Source organism: Aeribacillus composti (assembly GCF_007827555.1).
In the GTDB taxonomy this organism is placed as follows: Bacteria; Bacillota; Bacilli; order Bacillales; family Aeribacillaceae; genus Aeribacillus; species Aeribacillus composti.
Genome location: NZ_VISS01000011.1, coordinates 78,306 through 103,926, shown reverse-complemented (window position 1 = coordinate 103,926; position 25,621 = coordinate 78,306). Strand labels below are relative to the sequence as shown.

The window sequence follows — 25,621 nt, the reverse complement described above, 5'->3', positions numbered from 1 at the left end:
AATTTATTTTGGAAGGAAGGGGTCCCCCTTCCTTCCAAAATAAAATCTATATTAACCAAATTATTTAATAAAAAATACTTGACTAGAGGTAAGAAGGGGGATGTCTAATAAGTCGTTTTTACGGCTTATTGACGCCCCCATGAATGTTTTAGAAACGTTGATATATCGGTGTTTATGATTTTTTGTTTTCAATGGCGATTTGACTTTCAAAGACAGCCCCTAAACACAAGATAGGAAAAATAGTCTGTCCGATAAATCCCTAAAATGAAGGAGCCCCAAAAAGTCAGTTAACCCTGACTTTTTGGACAGCCCCTTCGAACTTTTACAGCGGCTGTTCACTAGTTTTCTTTTATAGAACGTTTTTCAATTTGCTTCCATTTCCAAACGAGCCAAAGCTGGCTGGCGATAAACAAAGAGGAATAAACGCCTGCGATCAATCCAACCAACAAAGCAATCGAGAAATTTAAAATGGACGAGCTTCCGAATAAAATGAGAGCGACAACAGCAAAGATCACGGTTAAAACGGTGTTAATCGATCTTGTAAAGGTTTGCCGCAAGCTTTTGTTGACAATTTCCGCAAGCTGCTCAAATGTTTTTATTTTTTTCGCTTTTCCCATGTTTTCTTTTATACGGTCAAACGTAACAATCGTATCGTTGATCGAGTAACCAATAATCGTCAACACGGCCGCGATAAATGTAATGTCTACTTCAAGACGGGTGATGCTGAAAAAGGAAATGATAAAAAAGGCATCGTGCAATAGGGCAAGCACAGCTGCAAGCGCCATATAAAATTCAAAGCGGATGGATACATATATGATAATCCCAATGGAAGCAATTGCAACACCGATGAGAGCATTTCGCGCCAGCTCTTTTCCGACTGTTGGCGAAACCGTGCTTATATTTGGCTCTATCCCATACAGCTCTGTGAAATGTTCTTTTACATTTGAAATCGTTTCTTTATCAAATGCGCCTACAAATCGTACAACTGCTGTGCTTTTATCATTACCAGATAATACAATTTCATCCGGCTTAAGCCCGATTGATTTGAATTCTTTTTCGATTGTATCAGCCGATAGCGGCTCATTTGTCGCTAGCTCGACTCGCGTTCCGCTCGTAAAATCGATGCTTAGATTCAATTTAGCAACAAAGAGGATGATGATGCCTGCGACAATTAATACACTTGATAAAACGAAAAACTTTTTCCGATGTTTAACAAAATCAATATGATCAAAGCGAGTTGGGACATCGGTATCTTTATTCGTTTTCGTAATATCCAAAATATCGCTTTTCCTCACGCCAAACCAATGCGGCTTTTTGTCAAATGCCCGGCTCTCCACGAGCAATCCGAGCAGCAATCTGCTTAAATAAATCGCCGTAAGGAAGGATATAATAATGCTGACAATGAGCATTGTCGCAAAGCCTTTTACAGAGCTTGTTCCAAAAATAAACAAAACAACAGCTGCGAGTATTGTCGTAACATTGGCATCAAAAATGGTTAAAAGCGATCTTTTGTTTCCTGCTTTAAAAGCAGATCGGACACTTTTTCCAAGCTTTAATTCATCCTTTATTCGTTCGTCTGTAATAATGTTCGCGTCAACTGCCATCCCAACCCCTAAAATAAGGGCGGCGATCCCCGGCAATGTAAGCACCGCATGCATCCAATTGTACACAACTAAAATGAGGTATATGTATGAAACAAGCGTGATAGATGCGATCAATCCCGGCAAGCGATAGTAAAAGATCATGAACAGCATAATGAGGCCTACGCCGACGTAACCCGCATAAATGGTTGATTGCATCGCTTCTTCCCCATATTTTGCCCCGACAGAAGTTGAATAAATTTCGTGCAGCTTCACTGGCAATGCACCAGCATTCAGCAAACTTGCTAATTGCTGCGCTTCTTCTACCGTAAATTGTCCTTCAATCGTGACCGTAGTCGTATCAAACACTTCATTTACGTACGGATCGGACAAAAATTTCGGATTCGCTTTTGCTGCTTCTTTTTTATACGAGTCGCCTTCTTCCCAATCAAGCCATATGATCAGCTTATTTTCAGGCGCCATTTTTACTATTTTCTCTGTCACTTCTTTAAATTTTTTCGCATCCTTTAGCTCAACGACAACGTTCGGTTTACCGTTTTGGTCAAATGATTGCTTGGCACCGCCTTGCACTAAGTCTGAACCGTTTAGTAATTCTTTGTCATTGACATCACGAAAGGTCAGTTCTGCCTGCGTCGACAAAATTTTCCGAGCTTCAGTCTGATCCGTCACGCCTGCAAGCTGAACTCGAATTCGGTCATTCCCTTCTATTTGGATATTTGGTTCGCTCACTCCAAGTGCATTCGCCCTTTTGTCCAGCGCTTCAACTGCACTTAATAGGGCTTGACGGTCAATTTTATCTCCTTTATTTACCGGCTTCACTTCATATAAAACTTCAAAGCCGCCTTTTAAATCAAGACCAAGCGTAATGCCTTCTACGATTGGTTTTGTCGTTGCGCCAGTCAAACCTAAAAGGGCGAAAACAATGATAAAAAATGATATAATTCGGCCTTTTTTTGCCATGTTGATCCTCCTCAAGCTTATATGCGAAACATCGCCTTATCATCTTTAGGTTAATTCTTTTAATATTTCTTGTCCTTCTTTACTATCTAACCATTTTGCATCTTTCATAAACTCAATGGTCGTATAATTCATGAAATCGGACACTTTCACTGACATAATCCCTTCTACTAACCGATGTACTCTGACACCCTCAATTTTTTTCCATTTTTTTCTTTTCAAAAAAGCCCACAATTCATCCTCTGTCATTTTATCGTATCCATACAGCCGGAATTCTTCGAGCTTGCTTTTCAAAAACGGCCTTAAATACTTGCGATAGGCATCTACCGAATAGTTCTCCACTTTTATGCTCCTTTCTTAAAAGGTTGTCATGCCTGTACTTCGAGTCTGCATATAGTAATTGTATATGATATCAAGTTTTTTGAGAAGGCAGGGAGAAAAATGCCGAAGCAAACCTTTTTAAAAGGAATGCTCATTTTAATGACGGCAGGCCTCATCATAAGAATTCTCGGTTTTATTAATCGAATTGTCATAGCCAGAATGATTGGAGAAGAAGGGGTTGGCCTCTACATGATGGCGATGCCTACGTTTGGCCTTGTCGCAGCAGCTACACAGCTCGGTTTGCCGGTTGCCATCTCCAAGCTGGTCGCGGAAGCGGATGCAAAAGGAGACAGCAAAAAGGAAAAAAAAATACTGGTTGTATCTTTAACAATTACGTGCAGTTTAAGCATTATCATCGCACCGCTTGTGTTGTTTTCCGCCTCATATATTTCTGAAACATTGCTTACAGACCCAAGAACATTCTTTCCTTTGATTTCCATCACTCCTGTAATTCCTATTATTGCTGTATCCTCTGTTTTGAGAGGCTACTTTCAAGGAAAACAAAACATGACGCCTGCGGCATTCTCCCAGGTGCTTGAGCAAGCGGTCAGAATCGCCTTTATTGCCGTTTGTACAAAAGCTATGCTGCCTTACGGAATCGAATATGCAGCCGCTGGCGCCTTTGTTGCGGCAGCAATTGGAGAACTTGCTTCCTTACTTTACTTACTAATAGCGTTCCGTTTCAAAAAGCAAATTCGAGTGAGAAAATCGTTTTTCCGTTCGTTAAAAAAGGGAAAAGAAACATTCAGTCAGCTCATGAAAATTGCCCTGCCGACAACCGGCAGCCGATTTATCGGCAACATTTCATGGTTTCTCGAACCGATCGTTGTTTCACACAGTTTACTGATCGCCGGCGTTCATTCATCTTTAGCTACAAAACAATATGGGGAATTGACGGGGTATGCGCTTCCTTTATTAATGCTTCCCTCTTTCATCACTTTTTCGCTGTCAACATCATTAGTGCCCGCATTAAGCGAAGCGATTGCCCAAAAAAGGATTCGATTAGCAGAATATCGGCTGAGGCAAGCTTTAAGGCTCTCGCTTGTTACAGGCGGACTAGCAGTTGTTATTTTATACGTGTACGCTGAACCGATCATGATCTTTATGTATGGAAATGCTCAATCTGCCATCTATGTGAAAGTTATGGCTCCTTTTTTCATCTTTTATTATTTCCAAGGTCCACTGCAAGCAGCATTGCAAGCATTAAATTTAGCAAAAGCAGCGATGACCAACAGTTTAATTGGTTCCATTTTAAAAACAGCGCTCATTTTTGTTTTCGCAACTAGGCCGCAGCTCGGCATTATCGGCGCAGCTCTTGCCATTATAAGCGGGTTTATGATCGTTACTCTTCTTCATTATGCAACGGTGCTGAAAGTGTTTAAGTTCACAATTTATTTAAGAGACTATGTTCTATCTTTTGCAGTCATATTCTTAACAGGTTGGATCTCCTATCATATTTACGATATCTTATTGGAACAACTGCATTTGCTGCCAAAGTTAATGTATGCATGCATGATCACAACAGTTATTTACAGTCTGTTTCTCATCATCTTTCGACTAGTCGAAAAGGAAGAAGTAAAGCGAATTCCCCTAATCGGTCCGTATATAGCAATCTTTATTCCGATGCAGAAAAATCGTTAAAATCTATCCGTTTCATTCCTTTCACCCTGATCTGGCAATTTTAATTCTAAATCTTTTTTTTATGAATATGCTTGTATAAAAGTGATTACCCTTGTACGGGTGAACATGGGAGGAGATGAATGGATGATTGAAGCAAAGCGGTGGGGGAAAGCTGTATTTTACGGTGTTTTTACCATTTTGATCATTGCTTTGATTTCCAGTTTTCTTTTATCTATTTTATTACGATTTACTAGTTTAACAGAAGATTCGCTCTTTTGGGTCATCACATCTATAAGTTTTTTAGCCGTTTTTATCGGAGGTTTTATAGCTGGCGGAAAAGGTAAAGAAAAAGGGTGGCTTTTAGGCGGTGCGACAGCGGTTGCTTACACGGGAATTGTGTTGTTGTTTCAATTTTTAGGTTACGGAAAAACGCTTTCGCTAGAATCGCTATTATATCACGGTGGATTTTTAATCACTTCAATAGTTGGAGGAATGCTGGGAGTCAATATTTCGTCGCCAAAACGGCAGGCTTAAAAAGAAAAAGGCTGACATTTAAGTCAGCCCTGTTTTTTGTAGAACTATGATTGTTCTACGACTTCTCTCACAGCATTTCGGTCAAAAGTTAAGCGGGAGCCGTCTCCCGTACGGATGACGATTTTATCTTCATCCAATGAATCAACCGTCCCATGCAAACCGCCAATCGTTACGATTTTATCACCCTTCTTCAAGTTTGCCTGCATGTCACGGATTTGCTTTTGCCTTTTTTGCTGAGGTCTGATCAACAAAAAGTAAAAAATAGCAATCATCAGCACAAAAGGCAGCACTGTTGCTACAAAATTCTCCGACATTTCTTCACCCCTTTCTAAGCATTAAAAGTTTTTCGCATTTGGTTTATTGAATCCGTACCGTTCAAAAAATTCTTCTCGGAAATCTCCTAAACGGTCTTCACGGATTGATTCCCTAATCTGCTCCATTAATTTTATCAAAAAATAGAGATTATGGTAAGATGTTAATCGAATCCCAAATGTTTCATTGCTTTTAATTAAATGTCTGATATAAGCACGTGAATAATTTCGGCAAACGTAGCAATCACAAGATTCATCCAATGGACCGAAATCGCGCGCATATTTCGCATTTTTTACGACAAGCCGACCTGTTGATGTCATTAAGGTGCCGTTGCGCGCAATTCTAGTAGGAAGCACGCAATCAAACATATCAATGCCCCGAATCGCTCCATCTATCAGAGAATCTGGAGAACCGACCCCCATCAAATAACGAGGTTTGTCGCTCGGCAATAAAGGCACGGTAAATTCTAGCACACGATTCATCACTTCTTTCGGCTCACCGACAGAAAGACCACCAACCGCATATCCCGAAAAATCAAGCGAGACAAGATCGCGTGCGCTTTGCTTCCGCAAGTTTTCATATTCGCCGCCTTGTACAATTCCAAACATCCCTTGTTCATTTTCTCTTTTGTGAGCTGCTAGACAGCGTTCAGCCCATCTGGAGGTTCGTTCTACAGATTGTTTCATATAATCAAATGATGCCGGGTAAGGCGGGCATTCGTCAAATGCCATTATAATATCTGATCCGAGAGCATTTTGGATTTCAGTTGCTTTTTCTGGAGATAAAAACAGCTTGTCCCCGTTTAAATGATTGCGAAAATATACTCCCTCTTCTTCAATTCGCCGGAATTCGCTTAAGCTGAACACTTGAAATCCGCCGGAGTCGGTTAAAATCGCTCCATCCCAATTCATAAAAGAATGGAGACCTCCTGCCTCCTTAACGATATCTTCCCCTGGTCGGAGCCATAAATGGTATGTATTGCTCAAAATGATTTTTGCGCCAATTTCTTTTAATTCCTCCGGTGACATAGTTTTGACGGTCGCCAATGTTCCCACAGGCATAAACACCGGAGTTTCAAACGAACCGTGAGGTGTATGTACGATTCCAAGGCGGGCGCCTGTTTGTTTGCATGTTTTGATCAATTCATATCGAATAGGTGGCTTATTCAATGAAAGCCCCTCCTTTATTCAGTGTACGTCTATTCTGCTTCAAATAATCAGCATGGCATCTCCAAAGCTGAAAAAACGGTATTTTTCCTTTATAGCCTCCTCATACGCGCGAAGAATTGTTTCTCTTCCAGCCAGCGCACTGACAAGCATGATCAGAGAAGACTTAGGAAGATGAAAATTTGTAACGAGTCCGTCTATTCCTTTAAAATTGTAGCCCGGATAAATAAAAATGTCTGTCCAACCGCTTTCTTCGACAAATTTGCCTCCATGTTTTCCAGCAATTGTTTCCAGCGTTCTTGTTGAAGTTGTACCGACTGCGATAATACGTCCTCCCTTTTCTCTTACTTCATTTAATAAGCGGGCCGTTCCCTCTGTCATTTGATAAAATTCCGCATGCATTTTATGTTCTGTAATGTTTGTGCTGCTGACTGGACGAAATGTCCCAAGCCCAACATGCAGCGTTATAAAAGCGATATGAATCCCTTTATTTTTTATATTTTCGAGTATTTCATCCGTGAAATGCAAACCTGCAGTCGGTGCAGCTGCTGAACCAATTTCTCGGGAATAAACGGTTTGATATCGTTCTTTATTATCAAGCTGCTCTTTAATGTATGGCGGCAATGGCATTTCCCCAAGCTGATCCAAAATTTCCAAAAAAATGCCTTCGTATTGAAATTCAATGATTCTACCGCCGTGTTCAAGAGTTCCTACACATGTTCCTTTTAAAAGGCCGTTTCCGAAATTTAATGTTGTCCCTACTTTGACGCGCTTTGAAGGTTTTACAAGGGTTTCCCAAACATTCCCTTCTTTTTCTTTTAGCAATAAAACTTCCACTTTGGCCCCGGTTTCTTCTTTCACCCCGTACAATCTGGCCGGCATGACCCGCGTATCATTTAAAACAAGGCAATCACCCGGAGATACATACTCAATTAAGCTTTTAAATCTGCTGTGCGTAATATCTCCGCTTTTTTTATCAACAATCATTAATCTTGAAGCATCCCTCTCCTTCAACGGAGTTTGGGCAATCAGCTCCTCTGGCAATTCGAAGTCAAATAATTCGATATTCATCCTGTTCACCTAGCTTCTGTCCATTATTTAAACCGTCCTAAAAAAGAAAAAATGAACGTTAAAAGCAAACTAATGACAATGCATGTGACAATCGGAAAGAAGAAGGTGAAATTCCCTTTTTTTACCACGATATCTCCTGGCAGTCTGCCGACAACTTGCATAAATAAGCCGATAAAAAGCAAAATACCGCCAAGCACCATCAATAGCTTTGGAAATTCCGTCATCTTTTCGGCACCTCCATTTGAAAATGTTTATACACAAGATCTGTTACTATTCTTCCCCTCGGTGTTCGCCGAATAAAACCGATTTGCAATAAATACGGTTCATAAACATCTTCAATTGTGTGCGCTTCTTCACCGATTGTCGCTGAAATGGTCTCAATTCCAACGGGTCCTCCTTGGAATTTTTCAATGATCCCTAAAAGAAGTTTATGATCGATATGATCCAATCCAAGTTTATCCACTTGCAAACGCTCCAAGGCGTCTTCGGCAAGATGGGCGCTGATTTTTTCAAATCCGAGCACTTGCGCAAAATCCCTGACCCTTTTAAGAAGCCTGTTCGCAATTCTTGGCGTTCCACGCGATCTTCTGGCTATTTCAACGGCTGCCTGCTCTTCAATCTCGATATTTAACAGATTGGCCGTTCGCTTGACTATCTTTGAGAGCTCGTGCTCTTGATAATATTCCAAGCGGCTTAACACACCAAATCGATCCCTTAAAGGAGCAGTTAATAAGCCGACTCTAGTTGTTGCACCAACAAGTGTAAACGGTGGCAGATCCAACCTGATCGTGCGGGCGCTTGATCCTTTTCCAATGACGATATCTATACAAAAATCTTCCATCGCTGGGTACAAGACTTCTTCGATAGAACGATTAAGCCGGTGAATTTCATCAATAAATAAAACATCCCCCGGTTCTAAAGAAGTGAGAATAGCCGCTAATTCTCCCGGCCGTTCAATCGCGGGCCCTGAAGTATGGCGGATATTCGTCCCCATCTCATTTGCGATAATCGTTGCAAGTGTTGTTTTCCCGAGCCCTGGAGGTCCATATAAAAGAACATGATCCAACGTTTCTTCTCTAAGCTTTGCCGCTTCAATAAATATTTTTAAGTTTTCCTTAATCTTTGATTGACCGATATATTGATCGAAAGATTGAGGACGAAGGCTGAATTCAAAATCTTTTTCTCCCGCTTCAGCTTCGCCTGCAACAATTCTTTCCTCCATTGCTATCACCTTATTTCAAAAGCAGTTTCAATGCTTTTTTCACATATTGATCAGTTGAGAGCGATTCACCTTCCAATGACGGCTTGATTTTTGCTATCTCTTTCTCACTGTATCCTAAAACTTTCAGTGCATCGATCGCTTCCATAAGCGAATGATTGCTATGTTTTTGGTTTGTTTGTACCTGATTAGCTAACATGTTGGAAGACGGTTCTGAAACGAATTCGACGAGCTTCCCTTTTAAATCTAAGATGATTTGCCTCGCTGTTTTCTTTCCGACACCAGGAAATTTTACTAAAAATGCTTCATCTTCATTTTCAATGGCCTCCACTACTTGCTTTGCATCCCCATAAGCCAGGATCGCCAGAGCACCCTTCGGACCGATTCCTGTTACGTTTAAAAGCTTGGAAAAGAGAGTCTTTTCTTCACGGCTTGAAAATCCGTACAGAGCGAGGAGATCCTCCCTTACATATTGATATGTATAAACTGTCACTTCTTTTTTTATATGTTTTTGATAGCTGAAAGGATTGGGAGTGAAAATTTGAAAGCCGATTCCGTTCCGATCGATCACAATTGAATCTATTGATATATGATCTACAACTCCGCGGATAAACTCAATCACTGCGTTCACCTCTCATCACTTAACCTATTTTAACATAAAGAACTCGCTCCGTCAGGGAAAGAACTGCAAAAATAAACCGATGCCAAAAGCATCGGTCCTTTTATTTGAATTCATCAGCAGAATAAGCTTTAAAGGTATTGATGACATTTAAATAATTCTCTTTATTTTTTACGGGAATTCCTCTTTTTAGTTGCAGGTGGCGATAGCTTTCCAGTTTTTTTATATCGATCTGGAAAAAAGACTGAATGACTTCATTGTCTGCGTCAGGCTTCCCGTTAAAAATCGACAAAGTCCCGTCTTCCATAATACCGAAAAAACCATTTGTTTTTAATAAAGGAGAGAGGTCATCAATTTGCTTTTGAAAGACAATTTCGTCGCCATCCTGACGAACAACCTGCCAATCTTGATATTTCGCAATTACATCTGCGATAGAATGATGATGTTCTGTTTTGACCTCTTCGCTCACTTCGCCATCAAGATAAACTCTTCTCAAGATGACTTCAACTGTCGAGGAATGATGATTCGCATTTGCGAAAGATGCTTCAGGATGGAAATGACAAAAAGCTAAGATCATCAAAGTATAACAAAAGAGGCAAAATACCTTTTTCACATGCCACCACTCCTGAACTTATAACACATTTGTTTTTATTTATTGTAGCCATCATGAGAAGTTTTAACCCTTAGTCCTGATTCTTCATCTTATTACATATTATGGAAACTACCTTGTATATCATGGCATGCTTGTATATTAATACGTTTCAATTAGAAAAAGTAAAATGGATAACTTAACAATTTCATTTTTTCAGCTGTTAGATTTTTCAAATCGTTAATATCAACAAATTTTCAATCACTCATCTTCCTGCATATTATGGAAGACTTCTTGGACATCGTCGTCATCTTCAAGGACATCGATTAATTTGTACATTTTTTCAGCTGTTGTTTCATCTAGTTGCGTGTACGTTTGAGGAATCCATGTGATTTCCGCTGTTTCCAGTTTATATCCTTTTTCTTCTAAAGCGGTTTTTACATTATTCAAATTTTCAGGAGCGGTATAAATTTCAAACGCCTCACCTGACGCTTCTAATTCTTCTGCTCCAGCGTCAATTGCTTCAAGAAACAAGTCATCCTCTTCAATTCCGTTACCATCAATAACAATATATCCCTTTCGTTCGAACATATAGGATACACAACCAGTTTCTCCTAAGTTTCCTCCGTTTTTATTAAAAGCAGTGCGAACACTTGTTGCTGTACGGTTTTTATTGTCCGTCAGACATTTTACCATTACAGCGACACCGCCGGGGCCATATCCTTCATATGTAATTTCTTCATAGTTGGCTCCATCTTGGCTGCCGGTCGCTTTTTTAATTGCTCGTTCTATATTATCGTTCGGCATGTTGGCAGCTTTAGCCTTGTCAATGGCAAGTCTGAGGCTCGGATTCGCGTCAGGATCTCCTCCGCCTTGTTTAGCCGCAACATAAATTTCTTTTGCCAATTTCATAAAAATTTTGCCCCGCTTCGCATCTTGGGCATTTTTTCTTCTTTGAATATTTTTCCATTTAGAATGTCCTGCCATTCTAAAAATCCCCTCTCATAAACAAATCTCGATTTTTAATATAACATATTTTATTTAGCGGGAAAAATTGTTCTTCACAAAAGAAACAGGGAGGAGTTCTCCCTGTCTCGTTAGCGGTTATTTCCGTCAAAAGGCTCTGTTACAGCTTCTCCAATATCATTGAATAGACGTTGGATATCTTCCCCAACATCCGTACCGTTATTCAAGTTATTATTAATGTTTCGCACGCGAGTAAAAGTTTCCTCGTCTGTTACAATATGGATGCTTTTATTTCCAGCCAGTCTTGATACAACTCGTTTGGCTCGATTTTTTACATTCTGTTCGTTTCGATCAGTTGTATTGATCGCTACTACAACCCTGTCATTTGTTACGAGCGTATCAACATCCTGCACGTTTTTCAGCCGGCTTACCTGATCAGAAATTCGTTCGGCTAATTGAGCATTATTCGAGCCCACATCCCGTAAATGATTATGATAATTGACATCGCTTCTTTGGAAGCCGTTGTTTCTTCTATCGTTCACTGTCAGCGAGCGGTCTCTATTGCGGTCATTTGCATCGCGGAGCATATCATTGTCATCCATTCCGCCGTCAAACATTTCAGTGATCGGTCCATCATTATCAACGTAATCAAAATTGCGATCCCGATCAGCTGAATAGTAGCCAATTGGTGCTGCACCATTTCGATCACGGTCATCCAATGCACCATTATTGTTGTTGCACGCCGCAAGACCAATTGTCATAAAAGAAAGGGCAATAGCTGCGGAAACTGATTTTCTCAATGAAAAAACCCCCTGAAAAACAATTTGAGCATAATAGCTCATCAATAGCTTGTTCTATCAGGGGAGGTTTATTGCTGTTAGTTCCCGGCAATTAATTAAAATTTTGGCGGTGCTGCCGCTAAATTTCGTTTATGCTCAGAACGTCTATGCAGCGCTTCAATGATTTCTTTATCTTTCTCAGGAATTTCCTCTCCCTTTAAAAATTTGTCAATCATATCATATGTTGTTCCCATTTCGTTTTCATCCGTTTGTCCTTCCCACAAACCGGCGCTTGGAGCTTTATTAATAATTTCATCCGGAACTCCTAAAATTTTTGCCATTTCCCTTACTTCGCCTTTTGTAAAATGTACAAGAGGAACAAGGTCTACACCGCCGTCTCCGTATTTCGTAAAATAGCCCGTATACCATTCAGCTGCATTATCTGTGCCAACAACCATGTAACGATAATTGTTTGCCACAGCGTATAATGTTGTCATTCTGAGCCGCGCGCGCGTATTCGCGTCGCCTAATCTTGATGCTTCTTCATTCCAATCGTTTTTAGCTTGAATATTTTTTTGAATGGCGTGAAAAAGCGTTTCATGAGTTTCGGTCAAGTCGATCACCATATAATCAATGTTGCAGCTTTTCACTACTTTTAAAGCATCTTCTTGATCTTTCGGATTGCTTTTACATGGCATGATTAGGCCAAGCGAATGCTCAGGAAACGCTCGCTTAATGAGATGAGCAACTACGGCGGAATCAATTCCCCCGCTTATTCCGACAATTGCACCGTTTAATCCTGCGTTTTTTACTTGATTTTGAAGCCATTCGATTAGTTTTGCAATTTTTTCCTGCATTATGTCATGCACCTTCCTTAGCATCATTTCTTTTTATTATCCATTGTATCATATTGTGTTTTACGAAAAATAAATCATGTCATGAAATTTTCAAAGAAAAAAGAGACGATTTTTATCATCGTCTCCAATAAAATTAATCTTCATCTTCTTCATCTTGCGGTGCAACGAACTGGTTATAATCATAGTAAGGCACAGCATAAGGGTAATGCGGTATTCCATATGGTACAAATGGAGCCGCTCGATATCCATAAGGTACAGGACCTCCGCAGCCGCAGTCATCCTGATGACTCGGAAAAGCTCCAGTATGAGGTATATTCTCTGCAAATTCTTGATTTTCCGCCGCCTCCGGGCTTACCCATTGACCGTGCGGCATTCCATAAGGTGCAGCATAAGGTGTCGGCGCCAATCCTGATCCTGGATATACAGGAGATACCGGATGGCATCCTAAGAATGGAAACGGTGGACAAAGAACAGGATATGGTACATATGGAACTACGGGTTGCGGACTGTATTGTATTGGTGAAACGTTTGGCGGAATGTTAGGTGCAACATTAGGCGGAATATTGGGCGGAATATTAGGTGCAACGTTTTCGTAACCATACGCTTCATCATATTCATCATCATCAAAATCTTCGTCATATTGTTGTGGGCTTACATATTGATAATTCGGGGCAGGGTTCGGAATATTTGGCCAGACAGGCGCGTAATAAGGCTGCCATTGGGCCCCATAATATGGATTGACATTCGAAAATTGCGGATTCGTCATATCTTTGTTGTCCTCCTCTTTACTTTCTTCTCCTTTATCCAAAACTTCATGAAACACATTTTCAGGCTTTTTCGGAAGCTGCGGTTTGGAATCTTTTGAAGCATAGGGATGCGTTGGAGCCTTTTCCGCTTCTTCATGGATATTCATCATCGGCATATTGAGCATAAAATAATTGCTTACATCAGTTTTTTTCGGATAGTAAGGCTGATAAACTTTTGGAACGGGAGGCACATATGGTTTAGACGGCTTCTCCTTTGCTTCCGGTTCCTCCGTCTCAATAGGAGCAACAGGTTTTTCCTCTGCAAAAGGATGTTCCTTTGCTTCCTTTTTAAAAGCTACTTTTGGCACTTCTTTCTTTAATTCATGTTTCACTTCCTTTTTAATTGGCACATCGCCAGTTGGAATTTTTATTTTCATTCCTGGCATAATAAGATCAGGATTGCTCAATTGGGAATTCAACTTTTTTAACTCCTGGAAATCGACTCCATATTTTTGAGCAATTTTCCATAGTGTATCGCCTTTTTGAACAATGTGGATTTTCACTGTTTCCCCCTCCTGTGAAAACGTACTGCCTATACAACTTTCGAATCAAAACATTCATAAATCTTCTTCATCACAACTTATGCAAATTTTAGTGGGATTATGATTTAAAAATGAAGGCTAAGAAAAACGATCCTCTTTTTTAAAAGCCAATTGATATCGATATCAGTACACAGCTGCTGATTTATGCTGCAAAAATTACAAAAATAAAAAAACCCGGGGAGGACCCCAGGCATTCAAATTGTTCTTCGTACTTTTGCTATCCCGCATGCATATGGGCGATTGCAATTTTTTCCTTTTTATGAGCTATGATCCAGCATGCGATTTAATGCAAGAACTGCATACTCTTTAATTGATTCATCCACAATGATTTGATTAATTATTTTTCCTTTATCGATTGATTCCAGCGCCCAAACTAAGTGGGGCAGATCAATTCGATTCATTGTTAAACACGGACACATATATGGATTTAAAGAAACGATCTCTTTGTCGGGATTATTTTGTATTAACCGATTCACTAGATTCATTTCTGTTCCGATTGCCCACTTGCTTCCTTTCGGGGAGTTTTGAATCGTATCAATAATATATTTCGTGGATCCCGAATAATCGGCCATCTGAACAACCTCAAATGTACATTCAGGATGAACGATAATTTTCATATCGGGATATTTGCTGCGAATATGTTCAATATTTTTTACTGTAAATTTCTCATGCACTGAGCAATGGCCTTTCCATAAGATGATGGCGACATCTTCCCTTGTTCCATCATAATGCAGCTTTTGTTCAATCGGATCCCAGACAGCCATCTTATTAAGGGGAATACCCAGTTTAAAGGCAGTATTTCTCCCTAAGTGCTGATCAGGTAAAAACAAAATTCTCTTTTTTTGCTTCAGCGCCCAAGCCAGCATCGTTTCAGCATTTGAGGAGGTTACCGTTGCTCCGCCATTTTTACCGACAAAAGCTTTAATCTCTGCTGATGAATTGACATATGTTAATGGCAAAATCGTGTCGTCAAAAAGCTCTTGCAGCTTGCTCCAAGCGGCTTCTGTTTGTTTGATATTTGCCATATCCGCCATCGAACAGCCAGCTCTCATATCCGGAAGAATCACCTTTTGATAAGGCGATGTCAGCATGTCTGCTGTTTCTGCCATAAAATGAACACCACAAAAGACAATATATTCGGCATCTTTTGTTTCTTGCGCTATTTGTGCCAGCTTTAACGAATCTCCTGTTACATCTGCAAATTGGATCACTTCGTCTTTTTGATAATGATGACCTGGGATCATCAGTCTTGTTCCGAATTTCTTTTTAATTTCTGTCACACGTTTTTCCAATTCTTCCACAGATCGATGTTTATAATCTTCAGGCATCATTTCTGTTTTTGAAGCATCCAACAATTCAAAAAGATTCATAGCTCATTCCTCCCCGAAAAAGATAAACTAATGTCTATTGAAGGTGCTGAATGGGTAATAAACCCAAGCGATATAAAATCAACATTTGTATCTTTGTAATCCGCTAAATTTTTTAACGTAATTCCGCCTGAAGCTTCTGTAATAATATCAGGCGGAGTCATAGCAACAAATTTTTTCACTTGTTCAGGCGGGCAATTGTCAAACATGATAATATCGGGATGTACTGAAATTGCTTCTTTCAATTGCTCTTCCGTTTCAACCTCCACCTCAATTTTTACCATGTGGCCGACCCGATTTCTTGCCCTTTCAACTGCTTTTGTAATCGAACCGCAAAAGGCAATATGGTTGTCTTTAATCATCACCCCGTCATATAAACCAAATCTGTGATTATATCCTCCCCCTATGCGGACAGCATACTTTTCAAACATTCTCAGCCCAGGTGTTGTTTTTCTTGTATCACAAATTTTTGTATGCGTTGAATTTAACGTCAGCACCGCTTGTTTTGTCAAAGTTGCGATCCCGCTCATTCGCTGCAGCAGATTTAACACTACGCGCTCTCCTTGTAAGATGGAACGAATAGAACCTTTTATGACGGCAATCTCTTCCCCCGCTGTCAGCTCATGTCCATCTTTTACAAACATGTGAACTTCAAGGTTGGGGTTTAACATCGAAAAAGCGGTTTTCACCACGTTTTCTCCACAAAAAACTCCGCTTTGTTTTGCTTTTATGACGCCCGATCCTCGGTCGTTTTCTGAGAAAATCGCATCGCTGGACAAATCATTGTCTCCTATGTCTTCCATAAAAAATTGCTTCAATGCCTGCTCGAGTTTTATTTGATTCATGTTTCAACCGCCCCTATCCTTTGCTCGTTTGTTTGTACAATTCGTTTTTCCAGCCATTCAGGTTTTTCCCCTGGATAATCGATCCTGAAATGGCCGCCGCGGCTTTCCTTTCGTAAAAGAGCTCCTTTAGCTATTAAATATCCGGCTGTGATCATGTTAATCCGTTCGATTTCTTCAATTGAATAACTTATAGCATTTAATGGAAAATATTTGACATATCGCTTCAGCCATGAAACAGCCCATGCCAGTTCTCCATGCGTCCGTTCGATTCCAACCCATTTTGTCAATATTTTGCGTATTTCTCCTTTTTCTGGAACCTCTGTTTTTTCATGTTCGTTCCAATGGAAATCCCCAAAACTCTCCTGTGAAGACAGCCGCTGATCCAGTATAAATTTTGCAATCCTTTTTCCGAATACAAGACCTTCTAAAAGAGAATTTGATGCTAGACGATTTGCCCCGTGGACACCGGTACACGCCAATTCGCCTACAGCATAAAGCCGATCGATATTCGTTCTGCCGACTAAATCGGTTTCAATTCCGCCCATTAAAAAATGCATGCCAGGCACTACAGGAATTTTCTTCTCGCTCAAATTTACCCGATTTTGCCGACACATCTCAGCAATCGTCGGAAAACGTTCGGAAAAAAATTGAATTTCTGAAATATCCAAATACACTTGATGTCCATCCCGATATTTACGATAAATTGCGCGGGCAACAACATCTCGAGGAGCCAAATCACCTAATGGGTGAATTTCGCTCATAAATCTTTGCCCCGTTTCATCGATCAATACAGCGCCTTCACCCCTGACCGCTTCAGAAATCAATCCTCTGCATGTCCCGTTTATATAAAGCATTGTTGGATGAAACTGTGTAAACTCCATATCGATCAGCCTGCATCCAGCCCGAAAAGCAATGGCAAGTCCGTCTCCCGTTGCGTTCGGATGATTGGATGTCCATTCATAAGCTTGACCGCAGCCGCCGGTTGCCAAAATAATATGGGAGGCTGTATAGACATGTATATTTTCATCTGCTGTTTTGGTAATAATGCCAACTGCCCTTCCGTCCTTTACAACGACATCACAAACAAACTGATATTCATTGATTGTTATCCGGTTTGTTATTTTTTTTAAAAAATGCTCTACCATTTTCCTTCCCGTCGCATCTCCTCCTGCATGGAGAATGCGGCGAAAGGAGTGCGCCCCTTCATTTCCTAAATCCACATTTCCTTGCTCGTCCTTGTCAAATGGAAAGCCCTCATCCATAAGGGATGAAATAATTTCCTTTCCTTCTTGTACGAGCAGCTCAACTGCTTCCTTTTTATTGTGGTAGCGCCCAGCATATAATGTATCTTCATAATGAAGGCAGCTATGATCATTTTCATGTATGGCACATGCAATTCCACCTTGAGCCAAATGAGAATTAGAACTAGTTTTCATCGTTTTTGTAATCATTAATATGTTCATTTTTTCACATAATTCGCTTGCAACCGTTAATGCGGCAATACCGCTTCCGACGATGATGACATCATAATGGGTCATCAACAACCCCCCTTATAAATTTACACATGTCTTGACACATATATTTACACAAAAATACAATATTGACAAGAGGAATTTTTCACAAAATTTTTAAGGCTTGAATAGAAAGGGGCGAAAACAATTGATATACTTTGATTTTGCAGCAACGACCCCCATGAGTGAAAAAGCGATTGCTTCATACACCGAAGCGGAAAAATTTGCTTACGGAAACTCAAGCAGTCTGCATGATATCGGCGGCAAAGCGTATGAACTATTGACAGCGTCAAGGAAAGCATTTGCAGCGTTATTAGGAGGAGATCCAAACGGTGTTTATTTTACTAGCGGCGGTTCTGAAGGCAACATACTGGCCATCCAATCATTATTAAATAGCACGCCAAACAAAAAGCATATTATTGCTTCTTCACTTGAACATGCATCCATTGACCATTATTTGTCTTTATTGCGTGCGAAAGGATATGACATTACATTTTTAAAGCATGATCAAAATGGAAATATTTTAATGGAGCATCTTGAAGAAGAAATCCGTGAAGATACGGCCCTTGTCACCATCCAGCACGGCAATTCCGAAATCGGAACAATTCAAAATATAAAGGAAATTGGCTTGTTTTTAAAAAAGAGGAAAATATACTTTCATACCGATTGTGTGCAAACGTTTGGAAAACTGTTGATTCCCGTCGATGAGATGAATGCTGATGCCTATACATTTTCTTCACATAAAATTTACGGTCCAAAGGGCGTAGGAGCAGTGTATATTCATCCAGCAGCAAGCTGGTCGCCAGTGATTCCCGGAACAACACATGAGGACGGATTTCGTCCAGGCACTGTCAACGTTCCAGGCATTTTTTCCTTTGTCACTGCCGCAAATGAGTTTTATAATCAAAGAGAGAAGTATTTTAACCATTTCATCAAGCTCAAGCAGCATTTGATCAGTCAATTAAAGAAACAGCTGCCCACGATAACGATTGTCAATGAAACGAAAAAAGAGGTTCTCCCAAATATTGTTGGTGTTGTCACAAACAGTTTAGAAGGTCAATTTGTAATGCTCGAATTGAACCGAAAAGGATTTGCGGTCTCAACTGGAAGCGCCTGTCAAGCTGGAAATAGTCATCCTTCTAAAACCCTTCTTTCAATCGGCTTTGACAAAGATTCCGCTCATCAATTTATTCGTATTTCCTTTGGAATTACAAATACAATCTCGGAAGTCGATGAGCTTATCAATGCGATTCTATCCATCGTTCGATAAGAGTTTTGAAAGGTTGGTGTTTATGGAAAAAATATTAGGGGACAAGCGGAGGGAAGTGATTCTCGAATGGTTAAAAAATGAAAATCGGCCGATCACGGGAGGGGAATTGGCCTCACGGACGAATGTCAGCCGTCAAGTCATCGTTCAAGATATTTCTCTTTTAAAAGCACTCGGAGAACCGATTTTAGCCACAAGTCAGGGATATATGTATTTAAAAGAAAGAACGAATGAGGCAAAAAAAGCGAAACGTCTTATTGCCTGCAAGCACGCTCCGGAAAAAACAAAGGAGGAATTGAACATTATTGTTGATTACGGAGCGACTGTAAAAGATGTGATCGTTGAACATCCAGTGTACGGGGATTTGACCGCATCGATTATGGTAAGCAATCGAAAAGAAGTAGATGAGTTCATAAAAAAAATCGAAACAACAAACGCCTCTTATTTGTCGGAATTAACGAACGGCATTCATTTGCACACCATTCTTGCCGACAATGAAAAAACTTTAAATGAAGTTTGTGCAGCTCTTGATCAAGCAGGATTTTTAATTCGTGACGATCATTGATTAATCAAGCCAGGCATCCTGCAATGGATGCTCGGCTTTTTTTATAGTTTATAAGCCGGAAAGCTTCCGAGAATCTTGACGCCGCAGCCTAAAGCCTCCAGTTCTTGGATTGCCCCGGGTATTAAAACATCATCCATTTTTGATTCTATATCTATAATAAACAAGTAATCTCCTAATCCCGTTTTCATTGGACGAGATTCAATTTTTGATAAATTCAGTTTTCTCCATGCAAATGCAGACAATACTTGATGCAGGGCGCCTACATGGTCTGTCGGCAACGTTACAACTAATGTCGTCTTTTCACCGACTTTATTATGGTGGTTATTTTCTATTTGAAAATCTTGATCCGGATGTAAAATAACAAATCGTGTATGGTTGTAATCATAATCGTGAATATTATATTTCACAATAGCTAAATCATACTCTTTTGCCGCCAACTCATTGGCAATGACAGCCATATTTTCTTCCGGATGTTGATGGATATATTCTGCAGCGGCTCCTGTCGATGTGGCATATTCGATCGAAACATCCGGCATATGCTCATGTAAAAATTTATGGCATTGTGCAATAGCATGTGAATGAGAAAATACTTTTTCGATTTTTTTCCAATCATCCTTCCTGCAAGGATGAACCATTAAATGCTGCTTGATTGGAACAACAATTTCACCGACAATATGCAGTGTATTTTCATGAATTAAATAATCAATTGTAAGATTGACCGACCCCTCAAGCGCGTTTTCAAGCGGAACAACGGCAATGTTTGTTTCTTGCTTGACGACTGCATCCATGACATGTGGAATCGTTCGGTAAGGGACTAGTTTTACATCGTTTTCAAAAAATTTTGAGACGGCCAAATGAGTAAATGTTGCTTTCGGTCCCAAATAGCTGATTTTCATCTGTATATCTTCCTTCCTAATTCTATGCACCTGAACTTAATAGTTCGACCTTTTCTACAAATTCTAGCTTCCGCAATTTTAATAATAAAACGTTCATATCTTCTTTCATTCCGTTCGTGTTTAATGATAAAGTCACATTGGCTCTTCCTTGAATCGGAATGGTTTGGTGAATTGTCAGCACATTGCAGCCTGCTTCAGCCACAACTTTAAGCAAATGCGACAGCGTTCCGGAACGATCTTCTAAATGGAAAAACAACGTAATGATTTTTTCTTTGACAACAGTATGAAAAGGAAAAACCGCGTCTCTGTATTTATAAAACGCACTTCGGCTCAAGTCAACGAGCTGCACTGCTTCTTGAACGGACGAGACTTTGCCTCGTTCAAGAAGCTTTTTCACTTCGAGCGTTTTTTTCATTGCTTCCGGCAGCACATCTTCCCTTACCAAATAAAAAATTTCGTCTTTCATCTACCGTCTCCTTTCCCACCCATATGCGATGAAGCATGAAGGACACAGATTTTATGTGCAAAATGTTTTATTCAATGAATTCAAATTCAAATTCCAGCAGCCTTACTGTATCCCCGTCTTTTGCACCGCGCTCTCTTAATGCGTCGTCTACCCCCATTTTGCGAAGCTGTCTTGCAAAACGGCGAACGGATTCGTCTCTTGAAAAATCGGTCATTTTAAACAGCTTTTCAACCTTTTCACCTGATAAAATAAACGCTCCATCGCTGTCACGGCTGATGGTAAAGCTCGGCTTTTCATCCTTTAATGTATACACGACACGATTCGGAGCAGATGTTTCCGTCTCGTCAAAGTAAAGAGGGAATTCCGGCGTTTTTTCCAATAAATCGGCAATAGCAAATAACAGCTCGCGAATTCCTTGGCGTGTAACGGCTGATATTGGAAAAATGCTGACATTTTTGTCTTGCAGCTTTCTTTTAAATTGTGAAAGATTTTCAGCAGCATTTGGCATATCCATTTTGTTGGCGACAACAATTTGCGGCCGCTCCGTCAGCCTTAAATTATATTGTTTTAATTCTTCATTGATCGTCAGGTAATCCTCATACGGATCACGGCCTTCCATTGCGGACATATCAATGACATGAACGATGACTCTTGTTCTTTCAATATGACGCAAAAATTGATGTCCAAGACCTACTCCTTGATGAGCGCCTTCAATAAGACCAGGTAAATCTGCCATCACAAAACTGCGTCCGTCTTCGGTCTCAACAACACCTAAATTCGGCACAATCGTTGTAAAATGGTAGGCAGCGATTTTTGGTTTAGCACTTGATACAACTGATAAAAGAGTGGACTTCCCAACGCTCGGAAATCCGACAAGCCCGACATCAGCCAAAAGCTTTAATTCCAATGTTACATATCGTTCTTCGCCCGGCTCTCCTTTTTCGCATATTTCGGGCGCCGGATTCGTTGGCGAGGCAAATCGGGTGTTTCCTCTGCCGCCCCGTCCTCCTTTGGCAATCACGCTTCTTTGCCCGTGCTCGGTTAAATCTGCGATCACTTCTTTTGTATCATCATCTATTACAACAGTACCGGGAGGAACTTTCACAACAAGGGGTTCGGCATTTTTCCCGTGCTGATTTTTAGACATCCCGTTTTCGCCTTTTGGAGCTTTAAAATGTTTTTTATAGCGAAAATCCATTAACGTCCGAAGACCTTCATCCACTTCAAAAATCACATCTCCGCCCTTTCCGCCGTCTCCCCCTGCAGGGCCTCCTTTCGGAACATATTTTTCACGGCGGAAAGCAACCATGCCGTTCCCGCCATCTCCGCCCTTCACATATACCTTCACTTGATCGACAAACATTGAGCTTCAGCCTCCTTTCATTGTTTCATCACGACTTACTGACCATCAATGTAAATTCATATGTATCAAAATGTATTTGTTGAATGGTGATTGCATCTGATTGGTACTGCTCTAAAAATGTTAAAAGAGTCTTATCATCCGTTAGTATACCATTAAAATCATAAAAGAACCGGACATTGTTTTCTGTTTTAAAGAGTTCTAATGTTACGGTTATATGATTTTCTTGTTTTTTATCAATATTTTGATTAAGGATTTGAAAAAGATCTGTTGTAAAATGGAACATTTCCTCATCTAGACCAGAACAATCCATCGCTTCCCCTAGCACTTCATAATCCAAAATGAGAAGGTGTCCTTTCCAGTTATATGTTAAAAGCAGCTCTGCAAAACTGGGCATGTTTAAATTGCAAAGTTTTGATTCTTGCTTTGCTTCCACGACAATTTCATCAATAATTTCCTTCACCCGATCGTATTTTTTTAATGATAAATGACCTTTAATTAATTGCAATTTATTCATCCAATCATGTCTGGAGTGGCTTAATGCGTCAACAATACTCCATCTCTCTCTTTGATCAGCCATGGTTCCACTCCCATCAAGCTATCTTTTTAAACATGTACAAAAATTATATCAACTTTCCATTAAAAAAACACCGAAAAAGAAAACTCTAACCAAAAAGGCTAGAGTTTTTCAAGTGTTTGCTTATGCTTCTTTTGCTATTGGATACACGCTGACTTTTTTCTTGTCGCGTCCATATCGTTCAAAACGGACGATGCCGTCTACTTTCGCATAAAGCGTATCATCCCCGCCGCGGCCAACATTCAAACCAGGATAAACTTTTGTACCTCTTTGACGATAAAGAATGGAGCCGCCTGTAACAAATTGGCCGTCCGCACGTTTTGCACCTAATCGTTTTGCGATGGAATCACGTCCGTTTTTCGTGGATCCAACTCCTTTTTTCGATGCGAAAAATTGAAGATCCAATTTTAGCATGAGTGCCACCTCCTAATCTTTTTTTGTAACGATTCGAATAAACTTTCCATACCCTCGCTCGATCGTTTGTAATGAAACAAGCATTCCTTCAAGCAATAATTGGATTTTTTCAAATGAATCCGTGTCAACTTGATCAGGAACCTGTACGTGCAAAAATCCGCCTTCTTCCGATTGTTCAACATTCATATCGACATTGGCTAAAGCTTTGATCGCATTTACTGCTCCAAAAGAAACAGCTGAAGCGCCTGCACATACGATGTCCTTCCCGTGCTCTGCGAAGTCCGCATGCCCTTTCATTGTAAACGACCGGATGAATCCTTCTTTCGAACGATGGATGGTCACATGTATCATATGAAACAGCCTTTATTATGCATTAATTTTTTCAATGACAACTTTTGTGTACGGTTGGCGATGACCTTGTTTTCTACGGTAATTTTTTTTCGGTTTATATTTAAAAACGATAATTTTCTTACCTCGGCCATGCTTTTCAACTTTTGCCGTAACCGTAGCTCCTTCTACCAGCGGGTTACCTACCTTTACGTTGTCTCCTCCAACGAAAAGCACCTTGTCAAAAGTAACTGTTTCACCTTCTTGAGCGTCTAATTTTTCCACATAAATGGCTTGACCCTCTTCAACTTTCACTTGTTTCCCGCCAGTTTCAATGATTGCGTACATATTCTGCACCTCCTATTTAACTAAGACTCGCCAGATTAGGGTGTCGGATAACCGAGCTTCAAACCCAAACTGAGCGGTTGTAGCACGGGTGCTACAAAAAACAATAACAAATTGATCTTAACAAAATATGAATGTATATGTCAATACATTTTGGAGATCCGTAAAGCCACTTCCTCTTCTGTTCCCCATTGGCGAATTTCGAATCCTTTTACATGATCGGAAGGACTGAAGAAAATCTTCATGCCTATTAGTTCTTCAAGCTTTTTTAAATGTTTCTCATATTCACATGTAAAAAAATCGCAAACTTCCGGGGCCGCTTCTACAAGGACGGCTTCGTCATCTGATCCAGCATGTTCAAGAAGGGTTCTTTCAAGTTCAAAAGCAATGCTTTCAACCGTCCTTTTTCTTCCTGTTCCGCCGCATGCTGGACATGGTTCGAGCAAAAGCTCGGAAAGAGATTTTCGAGTTTTTTTCCTTGTTAATTGCAATATATTTAATTCGGTAAAACCGATGACTTTTGTGAAAATGCGGTCCTTTTCCAATTCTTTTTGAAACAATCTCAAAATCCGGCTTCGATCTTCCTTCTCCATATCAATAAAATCGATCAAAATGATTCCGCTCAAATTTCTTAATCTTAACTGCCGGGCAATTTCTTTTGCCGCTTCCTCATTGGTTTTTAAAACCGTATCTCGGTACGTATTTTTCCCCGAAAATTTCCCTGTATTAACATCAATGACAATCATTGCTTCCGTTTCTTCAATTACGATAAACGCGCCGTTTTTTAACCAAACAATTTTTTTCAGCGCCTTTTCGATTTCATGTTCGATTGCATAATAAGAAAAAATATTTTCGTTTTCGGAATAAAAATCAATGGAAAATGGGAACAATTCTCCGTAATTTTTTTTCAATTCTTTTACAGTGCTTATGTCATCAATGACAATTTCATCCAATACATGCGGTGAAATTTCAGCGATAATTTGCTCTACAAAACTTTCTGAACCGAATAATAAGCTCGGCACTTTTTTGCTTTTCAGCTGTTGTTCAAAACTGCTCAGCATGTCATCAAACCATTTTTTTATTGTTTGGTCATCCGCTCTTTCCGCAGCAGTTCGGAAAACGATGCCCCCTTTGTTTGAGCATAACGTTTCCCCGAGAAGCTGCAATCTTTTTCTTTCTTCCTGGGAAATAATTTTTTTGGAAATTGCCACCGTGCGGCCAAAGGGCTGATATACAAAAAAAGGGGATCGCAATTCAATATTCATTGTGACTTTAGGGCCTTTAAATTCTCCTGATTCTTTTACAACTTGAACGATTACCTCTTCACCTTGAGAAATAAAATGCCGGACATTTTTATTTTTTAATGCCTCATTCGTTCGGGACGTCTCAAAATATGACATAATGTCATTCCGGTGAAGATAGCCGTTTCTTCCCTGACCTAAATCAACAAAAACAGCCTCCATACCAGGAAGGACTTTTGTTACTTTTCCTTTATAAATGTTGCCGACAATCTTGTTTTTTTCTTTTATCCATACTTCCGCCAGTCGTCCGTTTTCCAATAATGCAATGCGTTCATCATCCGTTTTTTTATTTATAATTAATTGCCGCAACCCAACAACCTCTTTTCATGTATTGTTTCCTATTTCAATACCATGTTTTCCT

General features: G+C 40.0%; 27 protein-coding genes, 1 pseudogene and 1 other annotated feature. Of the genes and pseudogenes, 4 read left to right on the top strand and 24 right to left on the bottom strand.

Annotation, left to right across the window (positions count from 1 at the left end; translation table 11 throughout):
* Window positions 1-338 precede the first annotated feature (338 nt).
* Both secDF and FB379_RS07700 read right to left on the bottom strand, forming a co-directional pair.
* Complete coding sequence (secDF, locus tag FB379_RS07705; RefSeq protein ID WP_144597702.1) at window positions 339-2,561, bottom strand: protein translocase subunit SecDF; 2,223 nt, start codon at window positions 2,559-2,561, stop codon at window positions 339-341.
* A 45-nt stretch (window positions 2,562-2,606) separates the two neighbouring features.
* The gene (locus FB379_RS07700) at window positions 2,607-2,900 is read right to left on the bottom strand and encodes a post-transcriptional regulator (protein ID WP_066249531.1); all 294 of its coding nucleotides are present in this window, start codon (window positions 2,898-2,900) and stop codon (window positions 2,607-2,609) included.
* A gap of 99 nt (window positions 2,901-2,999) precedes the next feature.
* On the opposite strand from FB379_RS07700, the gene spoVB reads away from it, so the two are divergent.
* Both spoVB and FB379_RS07690 read left to right on the top strand, forming a co-directional pair.
* On the top strand, window positions 3,000-4,580 hold the full coding sequence (spoVB, locus tag FB379_RS07695; RefSeq protein WP_144597701.1) for a stage V sporulation protein B: 1,581 nt from the start codon (window positions 3,000-3,002) through the stop codon (window positions 4,578-4,580).
* A 123-nt stretch (window positions 4,581-4,703) separates the two neighbouring features.
* Entirely contained in the window at window positions 4,704-5,093 is a 390-nt protein-coding gene (locus tag FB379_RS07690; protein ID WP_066249537.1) for a TIGR04086 family membrane protein, read from the top strand.
* Window positions 5,094-5,137: 44 nt separating this feature from the next.
* On the opposite strand, the gene yajC is transcribed toward FB379_RS07690, so the two are convergent.
* The 14 genes and pseudogenes from yajC to nadB all read right to left on the bottom strand — a co-directional run bounded on the left by yajC (window position 5,138) and on the right by nadB (window position 17,769).
* Entirely contained in the window at window positions 5,138-5,407 is a 270-nt protein-coding gene (gene yajC / locus FB379_RS07685) for a preprotein translocase subunit YajC (protein WP_063387973.1), read from the bottom strand.
* A gap of 21 nt (window positions 5,408-5,428) precedes the next feature.
* Window positions 5,429-6,574, bottom strand: coding sequence for a tRNA guanosine(34) transglycosylase Tgt (gene tgt, locus FB379_RS07680; RefSeq protein WP_063387972.1), 1,146 nt, complete (start codon window positions 6,572-6,574; stop codon window positions 5,429-5,431).
* Between the two features lie 39 nt (window positions 6,575-6,613).
* Window positions 6,614-7,642, bottom strand: a complete 1,029-nt coding sequence (queA, locus tag FB379_RS07675) for a tRNA preQ1(34) S-adenosylmethionine ribosyltransferase-isomerase QueA (RefSeq protein WP_063387971.1) — start codon at window positions 7,640-7,642, stop codon at window positions 6,614-6,616.
* 23 nt (window positions 7,643-7,665) lie between these two features.
* A complete protein-coding gene (locus FB379_RS07670) occupies window positions 7,666-7,866 on the bottom strand; it encodes a DUF2905 domain-containing protein (RefSeq protein WP_063387970.1) in 201 nt (66 codons plus the stop codon).
* Window positions 7,863-8,864 carry a Holliday junction branch migration DNA helicase RuvB gene (gene ruvB, locus FB379_RS07665; protein WP_117016756.1) on the bottom strand — a complete coding sequence of 334 codons (1,002 nt, stop codon included), beginning with the start codon at window positions 8,862-8,864 and terminating at the stop codon, window positions 7,863-7,865. Before ruvB ends, FB379_RS07670 begins: the two co-directional genes overlap by 4 nt.
* A 10-nt stretch (window positions 8,865-8,874) precedes the next feature.
* The gene (gene ruvA / locus FB379_RS07660; RefSeq protein ID WP_063387968.1) at window positions 8,875-9,483 is read right to left on the bottom strand and encodes a Holliday junction branch migration protein RuvA; all 609 of its coding nucleotides are present in this window, start codon (window positions 9,481-9,483) and stop codon (window positions 8,875-8,877) included.
* A 100-nt stretch (window positions 9,484-9,583) separates the two neighbouring features.
* Window positions 9,584-10,093 (bottom strand): BofC C-terminal domain-containing protein, encoded by a 510-nt coding sequence (locus tag FB379_RS07655; protein WP_235600442.1) that lies wholly within the window; start codon window positions 10,091-10,093, stop codon window positions 9,584-9,586.
* A gap of 237 nt (window positions 10,094-10,330) precedes the next feature.
* The gene (locus FB379_RS07650) at window positions 10,331-11,056 is read right to left on the bottom strand and encodes a YebC/PmpR family DNA-binding transcriptional regulator (protein ID WP_144597700.1); all 726 of its coding nucleotides are present in this window, start codon (window positions 11,054-11,056) and stop codon (window positions 10,331-10,333) included.
* A gap of 110 nt (window positions 11,057-11,166) precedes the next feature.
* Window positions 11,167-11,835, bottom strand: a complete 669-nt coding sequence (locus FB379_RS07645; protein ID WP_066249549.1) for a YhcN/YlaJ family sporulation lipoprotein — start codon at window positions 11,833-11,835, stop codon at window positions 11,167-11,169.
* 95 nt (window positions 11,836-11,930) lie between these two features.
* Window positions 11,931-12,671 carry an NAD(+) synthase gene (gene nadE / locus FB379_RS07640; protein ID WP_130156071.1) on the bottom strand — a complete coding sequence of 247 codons (741 nt, stop codon included), beginning with the start codon at window positions 12,669-12,671 and terminating at the stop codon, window positions 11,931-11,933.
* A gap of 1,161 nt (window positions 12,672-13,832) precedes the next feature.
* A pseudogene (gene safA, locus FB379_RS19210) lies at window positions 13,833-13,980 on the bottom strand (SafA/ExsA family spore coat assembly protein); the annotation flags it as partial.
* 296 nt (window positions 13,981-14,276) lie between these two features.
* A complete protein-coding gene (gene nadA / locus FB379_RS07630; protein ID WP_144597698.1) occupies window positions 14,277-15,389 on the bottom strand; it encodes a quinolinate synthase NadA in 1,113 nt (370 codons plus the stop codon).
* Window positions 15,386-16,231 (bottom strand): carboxylating nicotinate-nucleotide diphosphorylase, encoded by an 846-nt coding sequence (gene nadC / locus FB379_RS07625; protein WP_144597697.1) that lies wholly within the window; start codon window positions 16,229-16,231, stop codon window positions 15,386-15,388. The genes nadA and nadC overlap by 4 nt, the downstream gene beginning before the upstream one ends.
* The gene (nadB, locus tag FB379_RS07620) at window positions 16,228-17,769 is read right to left on the bottom strand and encodes an L-aspartate oxidase (RefSeq protein WP_144597696.1); all 1,542 of its coding nucleotides are present in this window, start codon (window positions 17,767-17,769) and stop codon (window positions 16,228-16,230) included. The genes nadC and nadB overlap by 4 nt, the downstream gene beginning before the upstream one ends.
* A gap of 154 nt (window positions 17,770-17,923) precedes the next feature.
* Here nadB and FB379_RS07615 point away from each other — a divergent pair, with 154 nt between their 5' ends.
* Window positions 17,924-19,012, top strand: coding sequence for an IscS subfamily cysteine desulfurase (locus tag FB379_RS07615; protein ID WP_242009313.1), 1,089 nt, complete (start codon window positions 17,924-17,926; stop codon window positions 19,010-19,012).
* Window positions 19,013-19,034: 22 nt separating this feature from the next.
* A complete protein-coding gene (locus tag FB379_RS07610; RefSeq protein WP_063387960.1) occupies window positions 19,035-19,574 on the top strand; it encodes a transcription repressor NadR in 540 nt (179 codons plus the stop codon).
* Window positions 19,575-19,615: 41 nt separating this feature from the next.
* Here the strand turns inward: FB379_RS07610 and pheA are convergent, their stop codons facing one another.
* The 8 genes from pheA to FB379_RS07570 form a co-directional block, all read right to left on the bottom strand.
* Window positions 19,616-20,470, bottom strand: a complete 855-nt coding sequence (gene pheA, locus FB379_RS07605) for a prephenate dehydratase (protein ID WP_063387959.1) — start codon at window positions 20,468-20,470, stop codon at window positions 19,616-19,618.
* A gap of 22 nt (window positions 20,471-20,492) precedes the next feature.
* Window positions 20,493-20,936: an ACT domain-containing protein gene (locus FB379_RS07600; RefSeq protein WP_063387958.1), complete on the bottom strand. Its 444-nt coding sequence runs from the start codon at window positions 20,934-20,936 to the stop codon at window positions 20,493-20,495.
* A 67-nt stretch (window positions 20,937-21,003) separates the two neighbouring features.
* Entirely contained in the window at window positions 21,004-22,299 is a 1,296-nt protein-coding gene (obgE, locus tag FB379_RS07595; RefSeq protein WP_063387957.1) for a GTPase ObgE, read from the bottom strand.
* Between the two features lie 28 nt (window positions 22,300-22,327).
* On the bottom strand, window positions 22,328-22,876 hold the full coding sequence (locus FB379_RS07590; RefSeq protein ID WP_066249564.1) for a Spo0B C-terminal domain-containing protein: 549 nt from the start codon (window positions 22,874-22,876) through the stop codon (window positions 22,328-22,330).
* Between the two features lie 120 nt (window positions 22,877-22,996).
* Window positions 22,997-23,287, bottom strand: coding sequence for a 50S ribosomal protein L27 (gene rpmA / locus FB379_RS07585; protein ID WP_063387955.1), 291 nt, complete (start codon window positions 23,285-23,287; stop codon window positions 22,997-22,999).
* Between the two features lie 12 nt (window positions 23,288-23,299).
* Complete coding sequence (locus FB379_RS07580) at window positions 23,300-23,638, bottom strand: ribosomal-processing cysteine protease Prp (RefSeq protein WP_063387954.1); 339 nt, start codon at window positions 23,636-23,638, stop codon at window positions 23,300-23,302.
* A 15-nt stretch (window positions 23,639-23,653) separates the two neighbouring features.
* Window positions 23,654-23,962, bottom strand: coding sequence for a 50S ribosomal protein L21 (rplU, locus tag FB379_RS07575; RefSeq protein WP_063387953.1), 309 nt, complete (start codon window positions 23,960-23,962; stop codon window positions 23,654-23,656).
* Window positions 23,963-23,975: 13 nt separating this feature from the next.
* Window positions 23,976-24,051, bottom strand: a sequence feature (ribosomal protein L21 leader region).
* 51 nt (window positions 24,052-24,102) lie between these two features.
* Window positions 24,103-25,569: an Rne/Rng family ribonuclease gene (locus tag FB379_RS07570; RefSeq protein ID WP_144597694.1), complete on the bottom strand. Its 1,467-nt coding sequence runs from the start codon at window positions 25,567-25,569 to the stop codon at window positions 24,103-24,105.
* Window positions 25,570-25,621 lie beyond the last annotated feature (52 nt).

Excerpts from the sequence above, each read along its gene's own strand:
- secDF (WP_144597702.1), bottom strand. The coding sequence starts at position 2,561 with ATGGCAAAAAAAGGCCGAATTATATCATTTTTTATCATTGTTTTCGCC.
- spoVB (WP_144597701.1), top strand. The coding sequence starts at position 3,000 with ATGCCGAAGCAAACCTTTTTAAAAGGAATGCTCATTTTAATGACGGCA.
- FB379_RS07690 (WP_066249537.1), top strand. The coding sequence starts at position 4,704 with ATGATTGAAGCAAAGCGGTGGGGGAAAGCTGTATTTTACGGTGTTTTT.
- yajC (WP_063387973.1), bottom strand. The coding sequence starts at position 5,407 with ATGTCGGAGAATTTTGTAGCAACAGTGCTGCCTTTTGTGCTGATGATT.
- queA (WP_063387971.1), bottom strand. The coding sequence starts at position 7,642 with ATGAATATCGAATTATTTGACTTCGAATTGCCAGAGGAGCTGATTGCC.
- FB379_RS07670 (WP_063387970.1), bottom strand. The coding sequence starts at position 7,866 with ATGACGGAATTTCCAAAGCTATTGATGGTGCTTGGCGGTATTTTGCTT.
- ruvB (WP_117016756.1), bottom strand. The coding sequence starts at position 8,864 with ATGGAGGAAAGAATTGTTGCAGGCGAAGCTGAAGCGGGAGAAAAAGAT.
- FB379_RS07650 (WP_144597700.1), bottom strand. The coding sequence starts at position 11,056 with ATGGCAGGACATTCTAAATGGAAAAATATTCAAAGAAGAAAAAATGCC.
- nadE (WP_130156071.1), bottom strand. The coding sequence starts at position 12,671 with ATGCAGGAAAAAATTGCAAAACTAATCGAATGGCTTCAAAATCAAGTA.
- nadA (WP_144597698.1), bottom strand. The coding sequence starts at position 15,389 with ATGAATCTTTTTGAATTGTTGGATGCTTCAAAAACAGAAATGATGCCT.
- nadC (WP_144597697.1), bottom strand. The coding sequence starts at position 16,231 with ATGAATCAAATAAAACTCGAGCAGGCATTGAAGCAATTTTTTATGGAA.
- nadB (WP_144597696.1), bottom strand. The coding sequence starts at position 17,769 with ATGACCCATTATGATGTCATCATCGTCGGAAGCGGTATTGCCGCATTA.
- FB379_RS07615 (WP_242009313.1), top strand. The coding sequence starts at position 17,924 with ATGAGTGAAAAAGCGATTGCTTCATACACCGAAGCGGAAAAATTTGCT.
- FB379_RS07610 (WP_063387960.1), top strand. The coding sequence starts at position 19,035 with ATGGAAAAAATATTAGGGGACAAGCGGAGGGAAGTGATTCTCGAATGG.
- pheA (WP_063387959.1), bottom strand. The coding sequence starts at position 20,470 with ATGAAAATCAGCTATTTGGGACCGAAAGCAACATTTACTCATTTGGCC.
- FB379_RS07600 (WP_063387958.1), bottom strand. The coding sequence starts at position 20,936 with ATGAAAGACGAAATTTTTTATTTGGTAAGGGAAGATGTGCTGCCGGAA.
- obgE (WP_063387957.1), bottom strand. The coding sequence starts at position 22,299 with ATGTTTGTCGATCAAGTGAAGGTATATGTGAAGGGCGGAGATGGCGGG.
- FB379_RS07590 (WP_066249564.1), bottom strand. The coding sequence starts at position 22,876 with ATGGCTGATCAAAGAGAGAGATGGAGTATTGTTGACGCATTAAGCCAC.
- rpmA (WP_063387955.1), bottom strand. The coding sequence starts at position 23,287 with ATGCTAAAATTGGATCTTCAATTTTTCGCATCGAAAAAAGGAGTTGGA.
- FB379_RS07580 (WP_063387954.1), bottom strand. The coding sequence starts at position 23,638 with ATGATACATGTGACCATCCATCGTTCGAAAGAAGGATTCATCCGGTCG.
- rplU (WP_063387953.1), bottom strand. The coding sequence starts at position 23,962 with ATGTACGCAATCATTGAAACTGGCGGGAAACAAGTGAAAGTTGAAGAG.